Below are 20,547 nucleotides of genomic sequence, written 5' to 3' on the forward strand. Positions count from 1 at the left end.
TTATCTCCGCACCGAGATGCGCTCTACCTGGTGAAGGATGCGTTTGCCGTCGCGCGTGGCGCTGGCGTCAACGATCCACTCTCCTGGCAGGACTTCATGTTGTGTCGTGAACACGCCCTGAGAGACCGGAACGAGATCAAGCTCGAAATCCTGATGCTCGCCGACCGGCCGCTTGAACGCGAGGACGAGTTCGTCGGCAGCGACTAAGCCGTCGTCCGGATGGCTGATCTCGAAGCGGATGTCGGACCCGTCGATCAGCAAGGTTCCGACAACACCCGATGCTGCCAGGGCGCGAGCCTCGGCCGCCTTGCCGTTGAACTGCTGGCTGGCGACATAGGTGTTTTGAGCCACCAGACCGCTCCAGCTCGTCACGGCGTTGTAGGCCATGTAGACGTTGACGGAGATGATGGTGCCGAAAAAAAGCACCATCACGCCAATCATGTGCCAACCCGTGAAGACGAAGCCCTTGCCGTTGGAGAGGCTTGCATTGCGGCTCATTTCTTCGCTCCTGGTGTGTTGAAGGTGGCGGCATATCTGTCGGCTTCGTGGCTCGACCGGTCCTCAGCGATGAAGTGGAAGTCATTGACTTCGGACGCGATCGCCTCCTTCGGTAGCGTGACGAACACCTTGAGGGCCATCGTCTTGTCGGGTTCTACCTGGACGGCAAAGAGCCTGCCCGGAACCTCGGTGATACCGGTGATCTTCATCGTTGCTTCCGGCAGCCCGTCCATCGACAGCAGGATCGTGCGCGGTTCGGGGATCATGTTGAGCAGCCGGATGGTGTAGCCGTTGCGGATCGACCCGTCAGACTCCAGCACGAACTGGGGGTTGCGGTCGTGGAGCACGTTGATTTCCAGGCGGTCGCGCGACAGCAGGGCGTAGACAAGGCCGAGGCCGACCAGCGTCCAGACACCGAGATAAAGCAGCGTGCGCGGCCGCAGGATGATCCGCCAGTTGAAGTGGCGGACCTTGTCGATGAACGATCCGTCCGGGTTGCGCACCTTGGCCGGGTCGATGGCGGTCGTACCGTGCTCGGTCGCGAGTGCCATATTGTGCTCGTATTCGCTCAGCGTTGCATAAGCGATCAGGCCGCGTGGCTTGCCGATCTTGTCCATGACGCTGTCACAGGCATCGATGCAGAGCGCGCAGGTGATGCATTCCATCTGCTGGCCGTCGCGAATGTCGATGCCCATTGGACAGACGGCGACGCAGGCATTGCAATCGACACAGTCGCCAACTGGTTGGCCTGCAGCGGCGGCCTTCTTAGCATGCCGGCTGCGTGGTTCACCGCGCCAGTCGTTGTAGGTCACGACCAGCGAATGTTCATCCAGCATCGCGCCCTGGATGCGCGGCCAAGGGCACATGTAGATGCAGACCTGCTCGCGCATCAGCCCGCCCAGTACGTAGGTCGTGGCGGTCAGGATAGCGACGGTGGTATAGGCGACAACCGCGGCATTGCCAGTGAGGAAGTCGAAGGCAAGCGTCGGCGCATCAGCGAAATAGAAGATCCACGCACCGCCGGTTACCACCGCAATGACGATCCAGGTGGCGTGCTTGACGACGCGGCGCCAGAGCTTGTCAAACGTCCACGGAGCCGCATCAAGTTTGATGCGGGCATTGCGGTCACCTTCGATGAAGCGCTCGACGGCAAGGAAGAGGTCCACCCACACGGTCTGGGGACAGGCGTAACCGCACCATGCGCGGCCGACGGCCGAGGTGACGAGGAACAGCCCGAAGCCCGCCATCACCAGCAGGCCGGCGACAAAGAAGAATTCCTGCGGCCAAATTTCAATGAAGAAGAAGTAGAAGCGGCGGTTGGCGAGATCGACCAGCACGGCCTGGTCCGGGGCATAAGGCCCACGATCCCAGCGTATCCAAGGCGTCAGATAATAGATGCCAAGCGTGATGAGCATCACGAGCCACTTGAAGCGCCGGAAGCGACCTTCCGCTTTTTTCGGGAAGATTTTCTTGCGCTTGGCGTAAAGCGGCTCGCGTGGCTTGTTGCGTGAATGGGCAGGCTGGACGTCGATGCGTTCAACAGACGCAGGCTCGGTTTCCAGGTGGGGGGCTGTGTAGAGATTCATTGGGCCTATCCTTCTGGCCCGGTTGTGGCATCCGCCACCTATTCCCGCTTTGACCAATGTCAACTCGGCAGCGTGTGCCGCCCAAAGAAAAGGCCGCCCGGTTGCCCGAGCGGCCTTCGTTCAATGTGTTCAGGTCTTACTGCCCGCCACCCAGCGAGTGGATGTAGACGCTGAGCTGCTTGACGGCGACTTCACCCAAGCGACCTTCCCAAGCGGGCATGACACCATGCCGCGGGGCGACGATCTGCTGTGCAATGCCTGCCTCTCCGTCGACCTTCAGCCAGATGGCATCGGCCAGCGCAGGTGCACCCATGTCCTTGTTGCCCTCGGCACTCTCGCCATGGCACGAGGCGCAGTTGTCGGCGAAGAGCTGCTGGCCGGGAGCGACCATCGAGGGATCACGCGGCGTGCCCGTGAGGCTGACGACATAGGCGCTGATCTGGCGCACCTCCTCAGGCTTCAGCATATCGCCAAACGCGGGCATCTCCGAGACACGGGTATCAGGATCGGCGGGATCACGGACGCCATGGGCGATCGTCTGGTAGATCTCGTCGAGACTACCGCCCCAGAGCCATTCATTGTCGTTCAGGTTCGGATAACCCTGGCCGCCCGCAGCACCGCTGCCATGGCAGGGCGTGCAGTTGACGCGGAATGCTGCCGCACCGGCTGCGGTCGCGAACTGCGACAGTTGAGGATCCGCCACGATATCCTGCAGCGAGGAACTCGCAATCTTCTCGACCACCGCACCCTGTGCCGCCTTTGCGGCATTAAGGTCAGAGGCGAGTTCCGCGCGGCTCGAATATCCGAGCACCCCTCTGGTCGCTTCGTTGATCAGCGGCCAGGCGGGGTAGAAGATGCAATACGCGATCGCCCAGAGGATTGTCGCGTAGAACGTCAAGACCCACCAGCGTGGCATGGGGTTGTTGAGTTCGCGAATGCCGTCCCATTCATGGCCGGTTGTTTCGACGCCGCTGACGTCATCGACATGTTTTTGCGCCATCTTAGTCTTCCTTCAGGGGGATCTGTGCGGCCTCGGTGGCACGGGCCTTAGCAGCAGGACGAAACATGAAAAGAACCACGCCGAGGAAGAAGAGGGTCATGGCGAGCAAGCCCCAGCTGTCGGCGAAGTGACGCATGGCAGTGTAGATTTCCATCGTCTTAGCTCCTCAGCGGTAACCGGCAGCGTCGTCATAGGTGGAGAAGTCCACCAGCGTGCCGAGCATCTGCAGGTAGGCTACCAGTGCATCCATTTCGGTCAGCTTTTGCGGGTTGCCGTCGAAATCACCCACCTTCGCCTTGGGATAGCGAGCAAGCAGGCCCGAGGTATCGGCGTCCGGATCGGCTTGGGCCGCAAGGTCTGCCTTGGCGTTCTCGATCATCTCGTCCGAATAGGGGACGCCGACGGCCTTGTTGGCCTTCAGCTCCATCGACACGTCGGTCACCTTGAGCGGCGTTTCCTTGAGGAAGGCGTAACTCGGCATCACCGACTCCGGAACCACATCGCGCGGCTCGGTCAGGTGCTGCACATGCCATTCGTTGGAGTAGCGGTCGCCAACGCGGGCGAGATCAGGCCCGGTTCGCTTCGAACCCCACTGGAACGGGTGATCGTACATCGACTCCGCAGCAAGGCTGTAGTGACCGTACCGCTCCACCTCGTCACGGAAGGGGCGGATCATCTGACTGTGGCAGACATAGCAGCCTTCGCGAACATAGATGTTGCGGCCGGCGAGCTCGAGCGGCGAGTAGGGCCGCATGCCCTCCACCTTCTCGACGGTGTTCTCCAGGTAGAAGAGGGGCGCGATCTCGACGATCCCGCCGATGGAGACGACGAACAGCGAACCGACGAGCAGGAGCGTGGCGTTGCGTTCGATATGATGATGTTTGTCGAGGATTGACATCGAAGGAACTCCTTACTCGGCCGGCTGCAGGGCAGGGGCCTTCGCAGCAGGACGGCCGATCGGGGCCTCGTCGCGCTGGTGACCGAGGATGGTCATGGTGATGTTGAAGGCCATGATGAGAGCGCCCGCCAGGTACAACCCGCCGCCAATGGCGCGAAGGACGTAGTAGGGGATCATCGCGGCAACGGTTTCAGCGAACGAGTAGACGAGGAAGCCCTGGTCATCGTATTCGCGCCACATCAGGCCCTGCTGGACGCCGGCAACCCACATGACGGCTGCATAGACGACGATGCCGAGCGTGGCGAGCCAGAAGTGCCAGTTGACCATGCGCAGCGAGTAGAGGCGCTCGCGGTTCCACAGCTTCGGTACCATGTAATACAGCGCGCCGAAGGTGATGAGGCCGTTCCAGCCGAGCGCACCCGAGTGAACGTGACCGATGGTCCAGTCCGTGTAGTGGCTGAGCGAGTTGACCGCCTTGATCGACATCATTGGACCTTCGAAGGTGGCCATGCCGTAGAAGGCGACTGCCATGATCATCATGCGGATGATCGGGTCCGTGCGGATTTTGTCCCATGCGCCCGAAAGCGTCATCAGGCCGTTGATCATGCCACCCCACGAGGGCATCCACAGCATGATCGAGAACACCATGCCGAGCGTCTGCGCCCAGTCGGGCAGCGCGGTGTAGTGGAGGTGGTGCGGGCCGGCCCAGATATACATGAAGATCAGGGCCCAGAAGTGGATGATCGACAGGCGGTAGGAATAGACCGGGCGGTTCACCTGCTTCGGAATGAAGTAGTACATCATCCCCAGGAAGCCCGCGGTCAGGAAGAAGCCGACGGCGTTATGGCCATACCACCATTGGGTCAGCGCGTCCTGGACACCTGAGAATGCCGAGTAGCTCTTGATGCCCAGGAACGAGACCGGAACCGCCAGGTTGTTGACGATGTGCAGCATCGCAATCGTGATGATGAAGGCAAGATAGAACCAGTTCGCCACGTAGATGTGGGGTTCCTTGCGCTTCAGGATCGTGCCGAGGAAGACCAGCAGGTAGCAGACCCAAACGATCGTCAGCCAGATATCGACATACCATTCCGGCTCGGCATACTCCCGGCTCTGCGTGATGCCGAGGAGGTAACCGGTCGCAGCCATGACGATGAAGAGCTGGTATCCCCAGAAGACGAACCAAGCCAGGTTGCCGCCGAAGAGCCGCGCACGACAGGTGCGCTGGACCACGTAGAACGAGGTTGCAAGCAGCGCGTTACCGCCGAAGGCAAAGATTACCGCGGACGTATGAAGCGGGCGCATGCGGCCAAAGCCAAACCACGGCTCGATGTTGAGATCCGGGAAAGCGAGCTGCAGCGCAACGACAACGCCGACAAGGAAGCCTACGATTCCCCAGAACACCGTTGCGATCGCACCGTAGCGGATCACCTCGTCAAAGTATTCGGATTGTCGGGCGGCCACCGCGGCCGGATCAGGCCGTGTGAACGAGATGCGGCGCATCAGGACGATGGTGCTGATCAGCAGCACCACGAAGAGAACCCACATATGGGCTGCGAACTGACTATCGTGCGCATAGGCCGCGCCTAGAAGAGCGAGGAAGGTGCCGATCGCCAGGATGATCGTCTCGGAGACGTAAGTCATGGTCTTTGAACCTCACAGCGCACCCGCGCTGCCAGTTGATGGATTGTCACTACTGTCTGCTGACATATCGGAGAGAGTTCCGGTTTGACCTGCATCAACCAGACGGTCGCGCCTGTTGACAGCCGGCGGCAAACATTCCAGTCTGCGGAAATTCCGAGGGGGGCATCGTGCGGTGCTGAGATGGCGGTGAGCCGGACCCTTGAACCTGATCCGGGTCATGCCGGCGTAGGAACGGAAACGGCGTCACCTCTCGCGATGACACTTTCTCTTCTCCGCTTCACCTGGGTCTCCGTGATTGGTTTATCTGGAGATCGCCCATGATGTTCGAACACGCTTACCCGATCGCGGGATCCAGGGCCTTCCTCACCTCGTCTGAGTAGGCCGCGATGCGCACTTCCCATGCCGGCCTCGGCACCCTCCTGCTGCTGCTCTTGTGGCAGGCGGGTGTGATGCTGTTCGAGCCCCCGCGCTACGTGCTGCCATCACCGCTCACTGTCGGAGCCGCTTTCCTGCGGCAGCCAGCCTACCTGCTTCACCATGCGATGATCACACTGACGGAGATCGTCCTGGGGTTGCTGATCGGATCGACGCTCGGTGCCGCCATTGCCTTCGCTGTCGCGGCCTGGCCGCGGATCGGACGCCTGGCCTGGCCGATGGTGCTGATCCTGCAGGCGTTCCCCGTCTTCGTGCTCGCCCCGATCCTTGTCATCTGGTTTGGCTTTGGACTGGCTTCGAAAGTCGCCATGACGACGATCATCATCTTCTTCCCGGTCGCGTCATCCTTTGCCGATGGCCTGCGCCGTACGGAGCTGGACGTGCTCGATGCCGCGCAGCTCGACGGGGCGGGCCACTGGGACGTCCTCAAGAACATCCGCCTGCCGCTCGCTATCCCGAGCCTGATATCGGGGCTGCGCGTCGCCGCACCCTTGGCACCGCTTGGTGCCGTCGTCGGCGAATGGGTGGGGGCGGCGGGCGGGCTCGGCTTCATCATGATGCAGGCGAACGCGCGCATGCAGACCGAAACCGTCTTCGCCGCAATGCTCATTCTAGCCGCCCTCACCCTCGTCTTGCGGCTTCTCGTTGACCGGTTGACCCGTGGCCTTGCGCCTTGGGCGCACGAACAGCCCGAAGAGCCATCCCTTTTGCCCACAACGTCAAGAAGGTGATCTCATGATCCGTGTGTTTTCTGCTGTCATCATCGCCTGCGGCAGCCTCCTCTTGCCTGTGCCGTCGCAAGCGGCGGACAAGCTCTCTGTCCTGCTCGAATGGTTCGTCAATCCGGATCACGCGCCGATGGTCATTGCCCGCGAGCGTGGGCTGTTCGCGGACGCAAATCTGGAGGTTGAACTCATTCCGCCGTCCGATCCGTCCGTGGTGCCGCGTCTGGTTTCAACAGGCGAAGCGGACATTGGCATCCACTACCAGCCGAACCTGTTTCTGGATCACGACGCAGGCTTGCCGCTGGTGCGGTTCGGTACGCTCGTGGAAACGCCGCTGAACACAATCACCGTTCTCGCCGATGGCCCGATCAAAAGCCTCAAGGACCTCAAGGGTAAGAAGGTCGGCTACTCTGTTAGCGGCTTCGAGCAGGCGATGCTGAAGAAAATGCTTCAATCCGAAGGTGTTTCAAGCGAGGACGTCGAGTTGATCAACGTCAACTTCTCGCTATCTCCGTCGCTGATCGGCGGCAGGGTGGACGCGACACTGGGCGGCTTCCGCAACTTTGAGCTGACGCAGATGAAGCTCGAGGGGAAGACCGGCCGCGCCTTCTTTCCGGAAGAGCATGGCGTGCCGCCCTATGACGAGCTGATCTATGTCACACGCAGGGACCTGATTGGCGACGAACGGCTGCCCCGGTTCCTGTCTGCCGTGGAGCAGGCATCGATCTTCCTCACCAACCATCCGCAGGAGGGCTGGGAGTTGTTCATCAAGGCTTATCCCAATCTCGATGACGAGTTGAACAAGACAGCCTTCTTCGAAACGTTGCCGCGTTTCGCCAAGCGCCCCGCGGCGCTGGACCGCGGTCGTTATGCCCGCTTTGGTGCGTTCATGCAGGAGATGGGCCTGATCAAGGCCACTCCACAAACGGAAGACGTGGCGGTCGAGATCCGCTGACCGTCACCTGAGCCCGTAGCGCGGATGCGACAGCGCCCGCTCTATGCCGCGAAGCTCGGCGAGACCTTTCAAGCGACCGATCGCCGGATAGCCAGGCTGGGCACCGCGCTGCAGGTCATCGAGGATCTCCTGCCCGTGGTCAGGGCGCATCGGGATCTGGTGGTCGCTGCGTCCCTCCTGGCCGCGGCGGCGCTCTTCCGCCAGGAGCTCGGCGATCACCGCCACCATGTCGGTATCACCCTCAAGGTGCTCGTCTTCGAAGAAGGAGCAAGGGCTTGATTGCTCCTCGCGGCGGACGTTGCGAAGATGGACGAAATGAATGCGTGGCGCGAGGCGACGCACCATGGCGGGCAGATCGTTGCTGGCAAGGGCGCCGAGCGAGCCGGTGCAAAAGGTGACACCATTCGCGCGGCTATCGACCGCATTCAGCATGTGAAGGTAGTCGGCTTCCGTGGACAGGATGCGCGGCAGGCCGAGCAGAGGCCATGGCGGATCATCCGGGTGGGCACAGATGTTGATCCCGACCTTTTCCGCAACCGGCGTCACTTCCGAAAGAAAGTCGATGAGGTTCTGCTGCAGCCTTTCGCGGCTGATGCCCGAATAGGTTCGGAGGAGTTCAAGAAGCTGCGGCAGTGTATAACCATCGGCTGAGCCGGGCAGCCCGGCCCCGATGTTCTTCGACAAGGCGGAACGATGCTCATCACTCATTCGAGCGAACCGCTCCGCCGCCTTGTCACGGATGGCCTCGTCGTAATCGTGCGAGGCTCCCGGCCGGTTCAGCAGGTGGAGGTCGAAGGCGACAAAATCGATCAGGTCGAAGCGCATCGCCTTTGCGCCGTGGCGGGTGGACCACCGCAGGTCGGTGCGCGTCCAATCAAGCACCGGCATGAAGTTGTAACAGACGGTGCGGATGCCGGCCGCGGACAGCCGGCGCAGCGTCTCCTGCCAGTTGGTGATATGGGCACGCCAGTCCCCGGTTTGCGTCTTGATGCTTTCGGAGACGGGGACGCTCTCCACGACATCCCACACGAGACCGCCAGCCTTGATCTCCTCATGCCGCTTGGCGATCTCGGCTTCGGGCCAGGCATCGCCCGTGCGGATGTGATGCAACGCACTGACGATACCGACGGCGCCGGCCTGGGCTGCATCACGAACGGTAACCTTGTCGATGAGGCCGAACCACCGCCATGTATGTCTCATTCTCTTGTCCTCACGGCAGAAATGTCAGTTGCACCTTGCAGGCGGTACTGCGGTCGCCTGCGACTTCAAAGGCGGCGGCAGCCTCGTTGATCGGGAAGCTGTGCGAGATGATCGGACGCACATCGATGCTGCGCGACGAGATCAGGTTAACAGCCACGGCGAACTCGTTGTCGAAGCGCTGCGAGCCAATCCAGAGGATTTCCTTGCCGACAATCATGTTCAGCGGCACGGCGGTATCGCCGCCGACGCCGACCTGCACGATGGTGCCGCGCGGCTTCACCGCCGCAATGGCGTTTCGAATGGCCGGACTGGCCGCGGAACATTCGAAAACGACATCGAACCAGCCTTTGTCGGCCTCGAACTCAGCAAGCGCCTCAGCTTGTTTTGCGACGTTGATGGTCCGGCTCGCGCCCATCGCTTGTGCGCGCTGCAAGGCCGCATCCGTCAGGTCGGTGACCACGATCTCGTCCGCGCCGGCATGCCGCGCGGCCGCGACAACCAACGTGCCAATGGGACCCGCACCGGTCACCAGAACGCGCTTACCGACCAGGTTACCCGCGCGCGAAACGGCATGCAGGCAGACGGCGAGCGGTTCGGAGCAGGCCACTTCACCGGCACTGACGTCGCCACCCACCCAAAAGCATTGTTGTGCCGGAACAACCAGGTGATCCCGGAACATGCCCTGCGCGTGGGGAAGCCGCATTGCGCTACCCATGAACTGCATGTCGAGGCAATGGATTGCCATACCCTGAAGGCAGAAACGGCAGCGGCCGCAGGGTTGGCTCGGATTGACCGCAACAAGCTGGCCGATGGTCAGGCCGGAGACGCCGCTTCCGAGCGCTTCGACGGATCCGGCTGCCTCGTGGCCAAGGATGATCGGCTCGCGAACCCGAACAGGGCCGAAGCCACCATGCTGATAATAGTGAAGATCCGAGCCGCAGATGCCTCCAGCCGCCATCTTGAGGAGTACCTCGCCAGCGCCGGGCTCCGGTACCGGTGCCATCTCGATCTTCAGGATTCGCTCGGCATGCAGCCGCACGGTGCGTGTCTGCATGATGCGCTACTTGAGCAGGCCGAGCTGAGTCGGCAGCCACAGCGTGATCTGCGGTATGAAGGTGATCAGCAGCAGCGCGACGAAAAGCGGAATCATCCAGGGCAAGATTGCCATCGTCGTCCGTTCGATCGACAGCTTCGATATCCGCGAGAGCACGAACAACACCATGCCAACGGGCGGCGTCAACAGGCCGATCATCAGATTCAGCGTGAAGATCAGCCCCATATGCACCGGGTCGATGCCATACCGCGCTGCAATCGGCATCAGGATTGGCACCAGGATGCTGATCGCGGCAATGGTGTCGAGGAAGGCGCCAACGATCAAAAGCAGAATGTTGACGATGATCAGGAAGGTCCACCAGTTGCTGGTGAGCGAGAACATGAAGTCAGAAAACAGCTGGGCCGCTTGGCTGACGGTCAGGAGCCACGCAAAGATCGAGGCGGTCGTGACGATGAAGAGCACTGAGGCGGTGGTCTCGATCGTATCGAAGCTCGCCTTGGCAAGCGTGCGCAGCGTCATGGTGCGATAGCGCACCAGCCCGAGGAAAAGCGACCAGATCACGGCCGCAACTGCGGCTTCGGTTGGCGTGAACCAGCCCATGGTCATGCCGCCGATCAACAGAACCGGCGTCATCAGCGCCATCACGGCGGAGAAGTCATAGTACCAGTCGAGCGCTATCAGGACGACAAGGGCGATGAGGACCGCGATGTTGATGGAAAGCCCTGCCAGAACCAGCAGGTAGACCGCAAGGGGAAAGCAGAAAACGATGGCAATCTCGAGCGAGGCGCTGGCGAGCCTCTTGAGCTCGAAAGGCGTGTCCGATCCCCAGCCCTTGCGGTAGGCAAAGATGACAACGGTCAGCATCATCAGCACCGTCATCACCACACCTGGCAGAATCCCGGCCATGAACAGCGCGCCGATGGACACGTTCGCCATCATGCCGTAGATGACAAAGGGCAGCGAGGGCGGGAAGATCGGGCCGAGCGTTGCCGACGCGGCGGTCACGCCGACAGCGGCCTCGACCGGATAACCGTGGTCCTTCATCGCCTTGATCTCGATCGTGCCGATGCCTGCGGCATCCGCAAGCGCGGTGCCGGACATGCCGGAGAAGACGACCGAGCCGATGATGTTCACCTGCGCCAGGCCGCCCTTCATCCAGCCGACGAGCGACAGGGCGAAATGGTAGATGCGACCGGTGACCCCGGCGATGTTCATCAGGTTTCCGACAAGAATGAAGAAGGGCACCGCGATCAGCGGAAAGCTTTCCACCCCCGCGATCATGCGCTGGGCGGCGATGATATCCGGCGCGACGCCATAGATGACGAGATAAAGCAGCGAAGAGACGCCGAGCGACACCGCAATCGGTGCACCAATGATCAGCAGCAGCAGGAATGATCCGATAAGAAGCAGCATTGGTCAGATCCCCTGCACACCGGTTTCGTTCGCCTGCTCGCGAACCGTTTTTTCGTTGATCATGTCTTTGATGAAGTTCTGGACCGAGCGCGCGAGCATCAGCGCGAAGGCGGCGAAAACGGTGTAGAAGACGTAGCCGCGCGGCAGGTTGACGGTTACCATGCGCTCATTGCCGACAATGGCGATGTAACGCCACATCAGCCAGGTCGTGTAGGCGAAGAAGCCGATGACGATGAAGTCGACCAGAAGTTCGAGCGCCCGCCCGACCTTGCGCGACAGGAAGCGGTAGAGCATGTCCACGGAGATATGCCGTGCCATCCGCACGCACATGACGGAGCCCAGGAAGACGAGAACCACGAGGCAGTTGGCTGCAATCTCCTCGGTCCAAGCCAGGCTGTTGTTCAGAGCGTAACGCGTGAAGAACTGCAGGAAAACACAGGCGGCCATGGCCCAGAAAATCGCCATGTTGACCCAGTCCTCCACCGCGTAAGGTGAAAGATCCACGGGGCCGGCGCTTTCCTCGAAGGCATGCGCCATCTCGTCGACGCTAACCGGAGCGTGCTGTTGTTCGTGCATGGGAAACTCCGCCAGTTCAGGAGATGGAGAGAGCGCCCGGCAACTCATCGGGCGCTCCAGGAGGCGAGCTTTATTGGACGGCGCGGATGGCTTCCCAATCTTCCTTCTTGTAGCCGAACTCTTCGAAGGTCACCTTTTCCATGACGGTTTTCTCGAAGTCAGCCTTGTCCACTTCGGTGACCGACAGGCCCATTTCCTTGAACTTGGCGACGAGCTCTTTTTCGCGCTGTTCAATGATCTTAGTGCCACGTTCTGCAGCCTCAGCCATGACTTCGGAGAAGATCTTCTTGTCCTCGTCGGAAAGCTTCGCCCACAGGCTCTTGGAAACGACTGTGTTCAGATGGTCAACGATATGGCCGGACAGGATGATGTTCTTCTGCACTTCAAAGAACTTCTTGGCCTCGATCGTTGTCAGCGGGTTTTCCTGGGCTTCCACGGTGCCGTTCTGCAGTGCCAGGTAAACCTCTGCGAAAGCGATCGGCGTCGTGTTGGCTCCGCAAGCACGGGGCATGGCGAGATAGGCCGGCACGTCCGGAACGCGGATCTTCAGGCCCTGCATGTCGGCGCATTTGGTGATCGGCTTGTTTGCCGTCGTATGGCGGGTGCCATAATAAGTGACGGCGGTGATGTGGTTGCCCGAAGCCTCTTCATACCCTTGGGCGAGCCGCTTGAAGACGTCGCTCTTCGTGTATGAGATCAGGTGGCTCGGATCGCGGAAGATATACGGGAAGTAGGTGACGCCGATCGGCGGATATTCGCGGGACGCGAAGCTCGAACCCGAGATAATGATGTCAACGGTGCCGAGCTTGAGGCCCTGGTTGATGTCAGATTCCTTGCCAAGCTGCGAAGCCGGGAACACATCGATCTTGTAACGACCATCGGTGCGCTTGTTGATCTCTTCTGCCGCCCACACAGATTCCGTGTGGAACGGCTCGGACGTCTCATAGACATGCGCCCATTTGAGCGCGGTCTGTGCCTGTGCTGCCGCCGCGGACGCCAGAATGGCGACGGTGGCTCCTAAAATCGCAAATTTCACTTTCATGCCTTCATCCTCCCAGTTGAAGTCGATCCTGCCGAGACTACGGCGCTAGTGCATGTCTTCGCTCTTCGAGTGCGAGCCAGTCGGTCTCTCCACCGAAGCTTTCGGACAATCGTCGTTGCGCGAGTTCGAGATGGATACGCATCGCGTCCCGCGCAGCAGTGGGGTCACCCGCCGCAAGAGCGTCGCGGACCGCCCGATGTTCATTGAGAGCGGTCATCCAGGTGTCGCGGTTTTCGAAATAGCCGGCCAGCTTCTCGAAATATGGCGTCAGGCGCAGGTCATGAAGCTCACTAACCAGCCGTTCGAGCGTGGAGTTGCCAATGATGCCGGCGATGAGCGCGTGAAATTCGCGGTCGTGCTTCAGCGCCTCCGGTCGGTTATCCAAGGACTTGGCCATCATGGCGATGTTTTCGTTGAGTGCGGTAATGTGGTCAGGCCGCACCAAAGCCGCTGCCTGTTCTGCGATCGCGCATTCAACTAAAGATCGCGCCCGGAGAAGCTCGAATGGACCTTCGCTGTCAGGGACCGCGGGAGCGACCGGTGCTTTTCGCGAGGTGACGTAGACGCCCGATCCCATACGGATCGTGATGAAGCCTTCGACCTCGAGGACAATGAGCGCTTCGCGCACAGTGGGGCGCGACACGCCGAGCAATTCGGCAAGATCGCGCTCGGCCGGAAGACGGCTGCCGACCGGAAATTCCCCCTTTTCGATAAGCGTGCGCATCTGCTCCGCGGCCAGCCGGTAAAGCCGGCGCGGTTCCACAACCGAAAACATCAACAGGTCCTCCCCGTGCGCGCTACTCCTCCCGCGCACTGGTTAACTGGTCTTACCAGTTAACCAGATAATATGCTTGAGAAGAACAATGTCAACGGGTGTTTACTAGAGGTTGCCAAAGAGCAGTTGCTGCTGCTTATGTGGTTGGAAGCCCAAAGATTTGAGGCTTAAACGCCACCGTCTTGCTCGACCGTCCTTCACCAGCGGTCGCCTCCCGCACAAGCCTCGCGGCAATCTCACCGATCTCCCGCCGTGACGATTCCGATGTCGCGATCTTCACCGGTAGCGCATGCGCCAGTTCCAGACCGTTGAAGCCGGCGATCAGGATCTCGTCCGGCACGCTGACACCAAGCTCCATGCAGGCGAACAGTCCGCCAGCGGCCATGTCGTCGTTGGAGTAATAGATGCAGTCGAGCCCAGCCGATGCCTTCACCATCTCCATCGTAAGGCGCTTGCCGAGCACGATGGAAGAGGACCCGGGGTCGATGTGTTTGGCTGCAAAGCGCAGTCCGTGTTGGTCGAGAACACGCTCGAAGCCCCGCCTGCGCTTCTCGGCTCGGGTATCCCGGTTCAGCGCGCTGCCGATATAGCCGAAACGCCTGCGGCCCGCGGCAATCAGAGCCCGCGCCATGTCCTCTCCGGCGCCGCCTTGCGACAGCCCGACACAATGATCAACCGGCTCCCCATCCAGATCCATGATCTGGATGACCGGGATGTCCGCGTCCTTCAGCATGCGACGCGTGTCTTCCGGCTGGTCGAGTCCGGTGACGATGATCGCCGACGGCTGCCAGGAGAGCATGTCGCGGATCACCTCGCGCTCCTTGTCCACATCATAGTCGGATATACCGAAGACGGCTTGCATCCCGGAACCTTCAAGGCCGGCTGAAATGCCAGCCATTACCTCCGGAAACACGATATTCGACATGCTCGGCACAACGACCGCCACCAGCTTCGTCCGTTGCGCCGACATCGACAGAGCCAGTCGGTTTGCAACGTAGCTCAGTTGCTTGGCCGCCTGCAGCACTTTTGCGCGTGTTTCTGGTGAGACATCCGTCGTGCCCCGCAATGCCCGCGAGGCCGTCATCTTGCTGACGCCGGCGGCGGAGGCGACCTCTTCCAGTGTAGCTTTGCGCATTTTCCGTCCCCTCGACGGCCGACGATCCCGCATAAGCCATACGCTCACGAGCAGGGGAAAGTAAACCGGACGGGGCTTGACTTCTTCGACAAAAACCAATGGTGATAGCGATACCGGTACCGGTAACACCGTATCGGAACTTGAGTTGCACCTGGGGAGGAGCAGCCGTGCAGGAAGCTGAGAAGATCGCCGTGATCGGGCTCGGATCCATGGGTTGGGGCGCGGCCGTGTCCCTGCTCAGGGCTGGCTTTCGCGTAACGGGTTGCGACGTGCGCCCGGATGTTCTGCAGCGTTTGGAAGATGCCGGCGGCACACCCTGCGGGACCGCTTCAGAGGCGGCCAAGGATGCTGCTGCGGTCTTCATTTACGTGGTCAATAGTGCGCAGGCCGAAGAGGTTCTTCTCGGACAAGGTGGAGCGCTTGAGACCGCGGATCCCGGCACGGTTTTCATGCTCTGCAGCACCATGGCGCCAAGCGCCACGGTCTCGCTCGCCGATCGGCTGGAGGCTGCGGGGATGCTGGTCATCGATGCGCCCGTGTCAGGAGGACACCTGAAGGCCCTTTCGGGCGAAATCACGGTCATGGCATCCGGGTCCGATGCTGCCTTCGCCAAGGCGCAAACAGCGCTCGATGCTGTTTCTGCGAAGGTGTTCCGTCTTGGCGACAAGCCGGGCATGGGCTCGCAGGTCAAGATGATCAACCAACTCCTGGCAGGCGTCCATATTGCCGCAACGGCGGAGGCGATGACGCTCGCGGCGAAGACCGGCATCGATCTGCAGACGCTTTATGACGTGCTGCGGGTTTCCGCCGGCTCATCCTGGATGTTCGAGAATCGCGGCGAACACATCATTGCGGGCGATTATGCGCCGCGTTCGGCTGTCGACATCTTTGTGAAGGATCTCGGAATCGTCACGGCCGAGGCGGCACGAAACGGGGCGACAACGCCTCTTGCCAGCATCGCACTTGACCTCTTCAAGGAGGCCTCGGCGGCGGGCCTTGGCCGAGAAGATGATGCGGCAGTCGCAATAATCCTGGCGAAAAAAAGCGGTGTTTCCCTGCCCGGCATGGAGGGCCAGGCCTGATGGTGACGTTGCTCGGCTGCATTGCCGATGACTTCACCGGCGCCACGGATCTCGCCGCCTTGCTGGCGCGCAGCGGCCTGCCGGTCTCGCTGCGCATAGGCGTGCCGCAGGATGATCCTGATGATGCGGCGGCTCTGGAAGTCATCGCGTTGAAGATCCGCACCGTTCCCGCAGCGGACGCTGTTCAACAGGCCCGCGACGCAGCCCACTGGCTGAAGCGTGCCGGTGCAACGCGATTCTTCTGGAAATATTGTTCGACATTCGACAGCACCGCCGCCGGAAACATCGGCCCCGTGGCCGAGATGCTGATGCACGAAGTCGGCGCCGACCAGACGATCTATTGCCCGGCCTTTCCAGAGAATGGGCGCAGCGTCTTTATGGGGCACCTGTTCGTCGGCGAGCAACTGCTCGCGGAAAGCCCAATGAAGGATCACCCGCTGACGCCCATGAGGGACTCCAGTCTCGTGCGGTTGCTCGAACCACAGGTGCGCGGGAAGGTGGGGTTGGCCAACCGCCATGCGGTCGCGCAAGGCCAAGCCGCTTTGAATGAGCGGCTTCAGGAGCTCGTCACGGGCGAGGTCTCTCACGTCATCGTCGATGCCGTTTCCGAAACTGACCTCAACATAATTGCCGAAGCCGCGGCGGACATGCCGCTGGTGACGGGCGGCAGTGCAATCGCCGGCCAACTGGCGCAGGTTTATCTGCAGCGAGGACTGATCGCCAAACCCGAAGGCCGGGTGTCGCTAAACGTCCCGGCAGGCGGACAGCTGGTGCTTTCCGGCAGTTGCTCAGCGATGACGCGCAGGCAGGTCACTTCCTACAGCGCCACGAGCGCCAGCCTTAAGCTCGATCCTCTACGCCTTGCGGATGAGGGCGAGGTTGCCGCCGGTGAATGGCTCGAGAGGCAGCCATCCGAAGGTGCCAAGGTCATCTATGCAACAGCCGAACCGGACGAGGTGCGCAGCGCGCAGCAGAAGCTCGGCACCGAGCGCGCCGGCCAACTTGTCGAGCAGGCGATGGCGCATCTGGCGCGGCGGGCGTTCGATCTGGGCGTGCGCCGGTTCGTGGTGGCAGGCGGTGAGACGGCTGGCGCGATAACACAGGCCCTGGGCATCACACGTCTGGAGATCGGGCCTGAGATCGCGCCGGGTGTTCCCTGGGTTTTTGCTGATATGGAGGGCGAGCGCGTCGCATTGGCGTTGAAATCAGGCAATTTCGGCAGTGAAACCTTCTTCGATGACGCCTTCAAGCTTCTGGAGGCTGCATGAGCGAGGAAGCGTTGTTACGAGAAGACATTTGCCGGATGGCAAAGTCGCTCTACGACCGGGGGCTGACGGCTGGTTCTTCGGGCAACATCTCCGCGCGCTTGTCGGACGGGCGGCTTCTCGTAACGCCGACGGGCAGTTCCTTTGGCCGGCTGGACCCGGCCCGCCTAGCCTGTTTCGAGGTGGATGGGAAACAGACAGGCGGCGACAAGCCGACGAAGGAGATGCCGCTGCACTCCGCCTTCTACGAGACGCGGCCTGGCAAGACAGGTGCCGTGGTACACCTTCATTGCAGCCACTGCGTGGCACTCTCGCTGCTGCCGGAAGTCGATCCTGACAACATGGTGCCGCCGCTCACAGCCTATTCCATCATGAAGCTCGGCAAGGTGAAACTCTTGCCGTATTTCATGCCGGGCGACCCGGCCATGGGTGACGCTATCCGGGGACTCGCAGGCAAACGCAGTGCCGTGATGCTCGCGGCGCACGGTCCCGTCGTCGCTGGAAAGGATCTGGAAGCCGCCGTTTATGCGATCGAAGAGCTTGAAGAGACGGCCAGGCTTGCCCTGCTAACACGTGGCGCCAATCCGGACCTGCTCAGTGCCGGTCAGATCGAGCAGATCGTCCGCACCTATGACGTCGAGTGGGACTGATATGGCACGCTTCTCCGCAAATCTCGGGTTTCTATGGCAGGAGCTGCCGTTGCCGGATGCCATCCGCGCCGCAAAGGCGGCCGGATTCGACGCCGTCGAATGCCACTGGCCTTATGAAGTGCCAGTCGAAGCGGTGCGTTCGGCGCTGCGCGAGACAGGCCTGAAGATGCTTGGCATCAACACGATCCGAGGAGATGTCGCGGCGGGTGAAAACGGCCTTGCGGCGCTGCCGGGCCGCGAGAACCAAGCACGAGATGCGATCCAGCAGGCGGTCGCTTATGCCACGGAAATCGGTGCGGTCAACGTGCATGTGATGGCAGGCAGGGCATCGGGCGAGGCTGCGCGCGAGACCTTCATCGCCAACCTCCAGTTCGCGTGCGAGCTTGCGGCAGAGCCCGGCATCATGATTCTGATCGAGCCACTGAACCATCGGGATGCGCCGGGCTATTTCCTGCAGACTTGCGAGCAGGCGCTGGAGGTGATCGAGGCGGTCGGGCGGCCGAACATCGAGCTGATGTTCGACTGCTACCACCTGCAGATCATGCAAGGTGACTTGACCTTCAGGTTGCAAACGTATCTGAATTCGATCGGACATATCCAGATTGCGTCGGTCCCTGATCGACGCGAACCGGACCATGGGGAGATCAACTACCACCACATCCTGGCGCAACTGAACGAGCTTGGTTACCGGCAGCCGATCGGCGCCGAATACAGGCCGGCAACGTCGACAGATGCAGGATTGGGTTGGCTGAAGACGTTTCGGGAGAAGACATCGCTTTGACCTCGTCGAGAGGTGAAGTCCAGGGTGATACGGCTGAACTGGGAGGAGAAGGCCGAATGCATGTAATGGTCTTGGGTGGAGCAGGCATGATCGGTCGCAAGCTTGTGGAAATGCTTGCGCGGGAACCGGGCGTGCTCGGCGGCTCGATCGAGCGCTTGACGCTTGTCGACGCGTTTCAACCACCCGTACCAGAGGCTCTGCAGTCCATCTCGACGGCAATGACCGCCGACCTTTCTCAGAACGGTGTCGCCGAGAAGGTGATCGCTCTGCGACCGGACATCATCTTCCACTTGGCAGCCGTTGTTTCGGGTGAAGCGGAGGCCGATTTCGACAAAGGCTATTCCGTCAACCTCGACGGCAGTTGTGCGCTTTTCGAAGCCATCCGGCAGCAGGGGCAGAATGCAGACTATGTGCCGCGGGTGGTCTTCGCCTCATCGATCGCTGTCTTCGGGACCCCCTTCCCGGAAGTCATTCCAGGCGAGTTCTTCACGACACCGCTCACCAGCTATGGCACCCAAAAAGCAATCATCGAGCTGTTGCTTGCCGACTATTCCCGCCGCGGCATCTTTGATGGCATCGGCATCCGCCTGCCGACGATCTGCGTGCGCCCGGGCGCTCCGAACAAGGCCGCATCCGGGTTCTTTTCGAACATCCTGCGCGAACCATTGGTTGGCAAGGAAGCCGTCCTGCCGGTCAGCGAGAATGTGCGCCACTGGTTCGCGAGCCCGCGCTCGGCGGTCAACTTCTTCATTCATGCCGCGACGATCGATACGGCAGCCGTGGGACCGCGCCGCAACCTGACCATGCCGGGGCTTTCTGCCCTGGTCGGAGAAGAGATCGAGGCTTTGCGTCGTGTCGCGGGTGACAAGGCCGTTGCGCTCATCAAGCGCGAGACCGATCCTGTCATCGAAAAGATCGTCGCCGGTTGGCCGACACAGTTCGATGCCAGCCGCGCCGAGGCGCTGGGTTTCCAGGCGGAGAAGGATTTCGACCAGATCCTGCAGGCGCATATCGAAGATGAACTGGGTGGGAGGATCGCTTGAGCATGGAATGGACCAAGATTGCACTGGTTACCGGTGGCGGGACGGGGGTCGGCAAGGCGATCGCCAAGGCTCTGGGCGTTGCAGGTTACAAGGTGGTCATTTCAGGCCGGCGAAAGGAAGTGCTGGAAAGCGCGGCATCTGAGCTGGAAGCTGCCACCGGCAGCGAATATCTTGCCGTGCCGGCCGATGTTGGAGATGCTGCTTCGGTGCGAAGGCTATTCGATACGATCGCCGAAAAGTACGGGCGGATCGACCTTCTGGTGAACAATGCGGGCATGAATGTGCCGAACGTGCCAATCGAGGAACTTGAGGTCGAGCACTGGCATGCGATCGTCGCTGCAAACCTGACGGGCGCCTTCCTGTGCACCCAACAGGCAGTGCGGATGATGAAAAGCCAGACGCCGCGTGGCGGGCGCATCATTAATAACGGGTCGATTTCGGCGACCACGCCGCGTCCGCATACGGCGCCTTACACGGCGACCAAGCATGCGATCACCGGCTTGACCAAGTCGACGGCGCTCGACGGACGCGACTTCGATATCGCATGCGGCCAGATCGATATCGGCAACGCCGCAACCGATATGACCAAGAAGATGCAGGCGGGCGTCATGCAGGCGAATGGCGAGGTGGCGATCGAGGCTACCATGGATGCAACGCACGTTGCAGACGCGGTGGTCTACATGGCGAGCCTGCCACTTAGCGCCAACGTGCTGACGATGACCGTGATGGCGACCAAAATGCCGTTCGTCGGACGAGGGTAATGCTGCGGGACCTTCCGCAGATACATGAA

The 20,547-nt window shown here is 61.1% G+C and carries 21 protein-coding genes and 1 riboswitch; of the genes, 8 read left to right on the forward strand and 13 right to left on the reverse strand.

The genetic code is table 11. The features are described 5' to 3' along the window. The 6 genes from CYG48_RS19695 to ccoN form a co-directional block, all read right to left on the reverse strand. Positions 1-498, reverse strand: a complete 498-nt coding sequence (locus CYG48_RS19695; RefSeq protein WP_118852232.1) for a FixH family protein — start codon at positions 496-498, stop codon at positions 1-3. Further along, positions 495-2,084 (reverse strand): cytochrome c oxidase accessory protein CcoG, encoded by a 1,590-nt coding sequence (gene ccoG / locus CYG48_RS19700; RefSeq protein ID WP_118852233.1) that lies wholly within the window; start codon positions 2,082-2,084, stop codon positions 495-497. Before ccoG ends, CYG48_RS19695 begins: the two co-directional genes overlap by 4 nt. A gap of 136 nt (positions 2,085-2,220) precedes the next feature. Next, positions 2,221-3,084, reverse strand: coding sequence for a cytochrome-c oxidase, cbb3-type subunit III (ccoP, locus tag CYG48_RS19705; RefSeq protein ID WP_118852234.1), 864 nt, complete (start codon positions 3,082-3,084; stop codon positions 2,221-2,223). Between the two features lies 1 nt (position 3,085). Beyond that, positions 3,086-3,238 (reverse strand): cbb3-type cytochrome c oxidase subunit 3, encoded by a 153-nt coding sequence (locus CYG48_RS19710; protein ID WP_118852235.1) that lies wholly within the window; start codon positions 3,236-3,238, stop codon positions 3,086-3,088. A 12-nt stretch (positions 3,239-3,250) separates the two neighbouring features. Beyond that, positions 3,251-3,982, reverse strand: coding sequence for a cytochrome-c oxidase, cbb3-type subunit II (gene ccoO, locus CYG48_RS19715; protein WP_118852236.1), 732 nt, complete (start codon positions 3,980-3,982; stop codon positions 3,251-3,253). A gap of 12 nt (positions 3,983-3,994) precedes the next feature. Beyond that, positions 3,995-5,626, reverse strand: a complete 1,632-nt coding sequence (gene ccoN, locus CYG48_RS19720) for a cytochrome-c oxidase, cbb3-type subunit I (RefSeq protein WP_118852237.1) — start codon at positions 5,624-5,626, stop codon at positions 3,995-3,997. Positions 5,627-5,772: 146 nt separating this feature from the next. Next, a riboswitch (TPP riboswitch) is annotated at positions 5,773-5,875 on the forward strand. Between the two features lie 137 nt (positions 5,876-6,012). Between ccoN and CYG48_RS19725 the strand changes: the two genes are divergently transcribed. After that, on the forward strand, positions 6,013-6,792 hold the full coding sequence (locus tag CYG48_RS19725) for an ABC transporter permease (RefSeq protein ID WP_118852238.1): 780 nt from the start codon (positions 6,013-6,015) through the stop codon (positions 6,790-6,792). A 4-nt stretch (positions 6,793-6,796) separates the two neighbouring features. Continuing rightward, a complete protein-coding gene (locus tag CYG48_RS19730) occupies positions 6,797-7,741 on the forward strand; it encodes an ABC transporter substrate-binding protein (RefSeq protein WP_199925308.1) in 945 nt (314 codons plus the stop codon). Positions 7,742-7,744: 3 nt separating this feature from the next. Here CYG48_RS19730 and uxuA read toward each other — a convergent pair whose 3' ends face one another. The 7 genes from uxuA to CYG48_RS19765 all read right to left on the reverse strand — a co-directional run bounded on the left by uxuA (position 7,745) and on the right by CYG48_RS19765 (position 14,936). Next, a complete protein-coding gene (gene uxuA, locus CYG48_RS19735) occupies positions 7,745-8,941 on the reverse strand; it encodes a mannonate dehydratase (protein WP_118852239.1) in 1,197 nt (398 codons plus the stop codon). A 10-nt stretch (positions 8,942-8,951) separates the two neighbouring features. Further along, positions 8,952-9,995 (reverse strand): L-idonate 5-dehydrogenase, encoded by a 1,044-nt coding sequence (locus tag CYG48_RS19740; RefSeq protein ID WP_118852240.1) that lies wholly within the window; start codon positions 9,993-9,995, stop codon positions 8,952-8,954. A 6-nt stretch (positions 9,996-10,001) separates the two neighbouring features. Further along, positions 10,002-11,408, reverse strand: a complete 1,407-nt coding sequence (locus CYG48_RS19745) for a TRAP transporter large permease (protein WP_118852241.1) — start codon at positions 11,406-11,408, stop codon at positions 10,002-10,004. Positions 11,409-11,411: 3 nt separating this feature from the next. Further along, positions 11,412-11,984: a TRAP transporter small permease gene (locus CYG48_RS19750; protein WP_118852242.1), complete on the reverse strand. Its 573-nt coding sequence runs from the start codon at positions 11,982-11,984 to the stop codon at positions 11,412-11,414. Between the two features lie 70 nt (positions 11,985-12,054). Continuing rightward, positions 12,055-13,026 (reverse strand): sialic acid TRAP transporter substrate-binding protein SiaP, encoded by a 972-nt coding sequence (locus tag CYG48_RS19755; protein ID WP_118852243.1) that lies wholly within the window; start codon positions 13,024-13,026, stop codon positions 12,055-12,057. Between the two features lie 37 nt (positions 13,027-13,063). Beyond that, positions 13,064-13,801 carry a FadR/GntR family transcriptional regulator gene (locus tag CYG48_RS19760; RefSeq protein ID WP_118852244.1) on the reverse strand — a complete coding sequence of 246 codons (738 nt, stop codon included), beginning with the start codon at positions 13,799-13,801 and terminating at the stop codon, positions 13,064-13,066. A 136-nt stretch (positions 13,802-13,937) separates the two neighbouring features. Further along, positions 13,938-14,936: a LacI family DNA-binding transcriptional regulator gene (locus tag CYG48_RS19765; protein ID WP_118852245.1), complete on the reverse strand. Its 999-nt coding sequence runs from the start codon at positions 14,934-14,936 to the stop codon at positions 13,938-13,940. A gap of 209 nt (positions 14,937-15,145) precedes the next feature. On the opposite strand from CYG48_RS19765, the gene ltnD reads away from it, so the two are divergent. Genes ltnD through CYG48_RS19795 form a run of 6 tightly spaced genes read left to right on the forward strand, consistent with a single transcriptional unit; the run spans position 15,146 to position 20,518 of the window. Further along, a complete protein-coding gene (gene ltnD / locus CYG48_RS19770) occupies positions 15,146-16,018 on the forward strand; it encodes an L-threonate dehydrogenase (protein WP_445304368.1) in 873 nt (290 codons plus the stop codon). Next, on the forward strand, positions 16,018-17,286 hold the full coding sequence (gene otnK / locus CYG48_RS19775; RefSeq protein ID WP_118852247.1) for a 3-oxo-tetronate kinase: 1,269 nt from the start codon (positions 16,018-16,020) through the stop codon (positions 17,284-17,286). The genes ltnD and otnK overlap by 1 nt, the downstream gene beginning before the upstream one ends. Beyond that, positions 17,283-17,933 carry a 3-oxo-tetronate 4-phosphate decarboxylase gene (gene otnC / locus CYG48_RS19780; protein WP_118852248.1) on the forward strand — a complete coding sequence of 217 codons (651 nt, stop codon included), beginning with the start codon at positions 17,283-17,285 and terminating at the stop codon, positions 17,931-17,933. Before otnK ends, otnC begins: the two co-directional genes overlap by 4 nt. A 1-nt stretch (position 17,934) precedes the next feature. Further along, entirely contained in the window at positions 17,935-18,714 is a 780-nt protein-coding gene (locus CYG48_RS19785) for a hydroxypyruvate isomerase family protein (RefSeq protein ID WP_118852249.1), read from the forward strand. 56 nt (positions 18,715-18,770) lie between these two features. Next, positions 18,771-19,757 carry a D-erythronate dehydrogenase gene (gene denD / locus CYG48_RS19790; protein ID WP_118852250.1) on the forward strand — a complete coding sequence of 329 codons (987 nt, stop codon included), beginning with the start codon at positions 18,771-18,773 and terminating at the stop codon, positions 19,755-19,757. Positions 19,758-19,759: 2 nt separating this feature from the next. Beyond that, the gene (locus tag CYG48_RS19795; RefSeq protein ID WP_118852251.1) at positions 19,760-20,518 is read left to right on the forward strand and encodes an SDR family oxidoreductase; all 759 of its coding nucleotides are present in this window, start codon (positions 19,760-19,762) and stop codon (positions 20,516-20,518) included. Positions 20,519-20,547: the final 29 nt, after the last annotated feature.

Source organism: Neorhizobium sp. SOG26 (genome assembly GCF_003491345.1).
Lineage (GTDB): Bacteria > Pseudomonadota > Alphaproteobacteria > Rhizobiales > Rhizobiaceae > Neorhizobium > Neorhizobium turbinariae.

What these genes read in the sequence shown, in the direction of transcription:
- CYG48_RS19695 (WP_118852232.1), bottom strand. Translation starts at nt 498, where the DNA reads ATGAGCCGCAATGCAAGCCTCTCCAACGGCAAGGGCTTCGTCTTCACG.
- ccoG (WP_118852233.1), bottom strand. Translation starts at nt 2,084, where the DNA reads ATGAATCTCTACACAGCCCCCCACCTGGAAACCGAGCCTGCGTCTGTT.
- ccoP (WP_118852234.1), bottom strand. Translation starts at nt 3,084, where the DNA reads ATGGCGCAAAAACATGTCGATGACGTCAGCGGCGTCGAAACAACCGGC.
- CYG48_RS19710 (WP_118852235.1), bottom strand. Translation starts at nt 3,238, where the DNA reads ATGGAAATCTACACTGCCATGCGTCACTTCGCCGACAGCTGGGGCTTG.
- ccoO (WP_118852236.1), bottom strand. Translation starts at nt 3,982, where the DNA reads ATGTCAATCCTCGACAAACATCATCATATCGAACGCAACGCCACGCTC.
- ccoN (WP_118852237.1), bottom strand. Translation starts at nt 5,626, where the DNA reads ATGACTTACGTCTCCGAGACGATCATCCTGGCGATCGGCACCTTCCTC.
- CYG48_RS19725 (WP_118852238.1), top strand. Translation starts at nt 6,013, where the DNA reads ATGCGCACTTCCCATGCCGGCCTCGGCACCCTCCTGCTGCTGCTCTTG.
- CYG48_RS19730 (WP_199925308.1), top strand. Translation starts at nt 6,797, where the DNA reads ATGATCCGTGTGTTTTCTGCTGTCATCATCGCCTGCGGCAGCCTCCTC.
- uxuA (WP_118852239.1), bottom strand. Translation starts at nt 8,941, where the DNA reads ATGAGACATACATGGCGGTGGTTCGGCCTCATCGACAAGGTTACCGTT.
- CYG48_RS19740 (WP_118852240.1), bottom strand. Translation starts at nt 9,995, where the DNA reads ATGCAGACACGCACCGTGCGGCTGCATGCCGAGCGAATCCTGAAGATC.
- CYG48_RS19745 (WP_118852241.1), bottom strand. Translation starts at nt 11,408, where the DNA reads ATGCTGCTTCTTATCGGATCATTCCTGCTGCTGCTGATCATTGGTGCA.
- CYG48_RS19750 (WP_118852242.1), bottom strand. Translation starts at nt 11,984, where the DNA reads ATGCACGAACAACAGCACGCTCCGGTTAGCGTCGACGAGATGGCGCAT.
- CYG48_RS19755 (WP_118852243.1), bottom strand. Translation starts at nt 13,026, where the DNA reads ATGAAAGTGAAATTTGCGATTTTAGGAGCCACCGTCGCCATTCTGGCG.
- CYG48_RS19760 (WP_118852244.1), bottom strand. Translation starts at nt 13,801, where the DNA reads ATGTTTTCGGTTGTGGAACCGCGCCGGCTTTACCGGCTGGCCGCGGAG.
- CYG48_RS19765 (WP_118852245.1), bottom strand. Translation starts at nt 14,936, where the DNA reads ATGCGCAAAGCTACACTGGAAGAGGTCGCCTCCGCCGCCGGCGTCAGC.
- ltnD (WP_445304368.1), top strand. Translation starts at nt 15,146, where the DNA reads ATGGGTTGGGGCGCGGCCGTGTCCCTGCTCAGGGCTGGCTTTCGCGTA.
- otnK (WP_118852247.1), top strand. Translation starts at nt 16,018, where the DNA reads ATGGTGACGTTGCTCGGCTGCATTGCCGATGACTTCACCGGCGCCACG.
- otnC (WP_118852248.1), top strand. Translation starts at nt 17,283, where the DNA reads ATGAGCGAGGAAGCGTTGTTACGAGAAGACATTTGCCGGATGGCAAAG.
- CYG48_RS19785 (WP_118852249.1), top strand. Translation starts at nt 17,935, where the DNA reads ATGGCACGCTTCTCCGCAAATCTCGGGTTTCTATGGCAGGAGCTGCCG.
- denD (WP_118852250.1), top strand. Translation starts at nt 18,771, where the DNA reads ATGCATGTAATGGTCTTGGGTGGAGCAGGCATGATCGGTCGCAAGCTT.
- CYG48_RS19795 (WP_118852251.1), top strand. Translation starts at nt 19,760, where the DNA reads ATGGAATGGACCAAGATTGCACTGGTTACCGGTGGCGGGACGGGGGTC.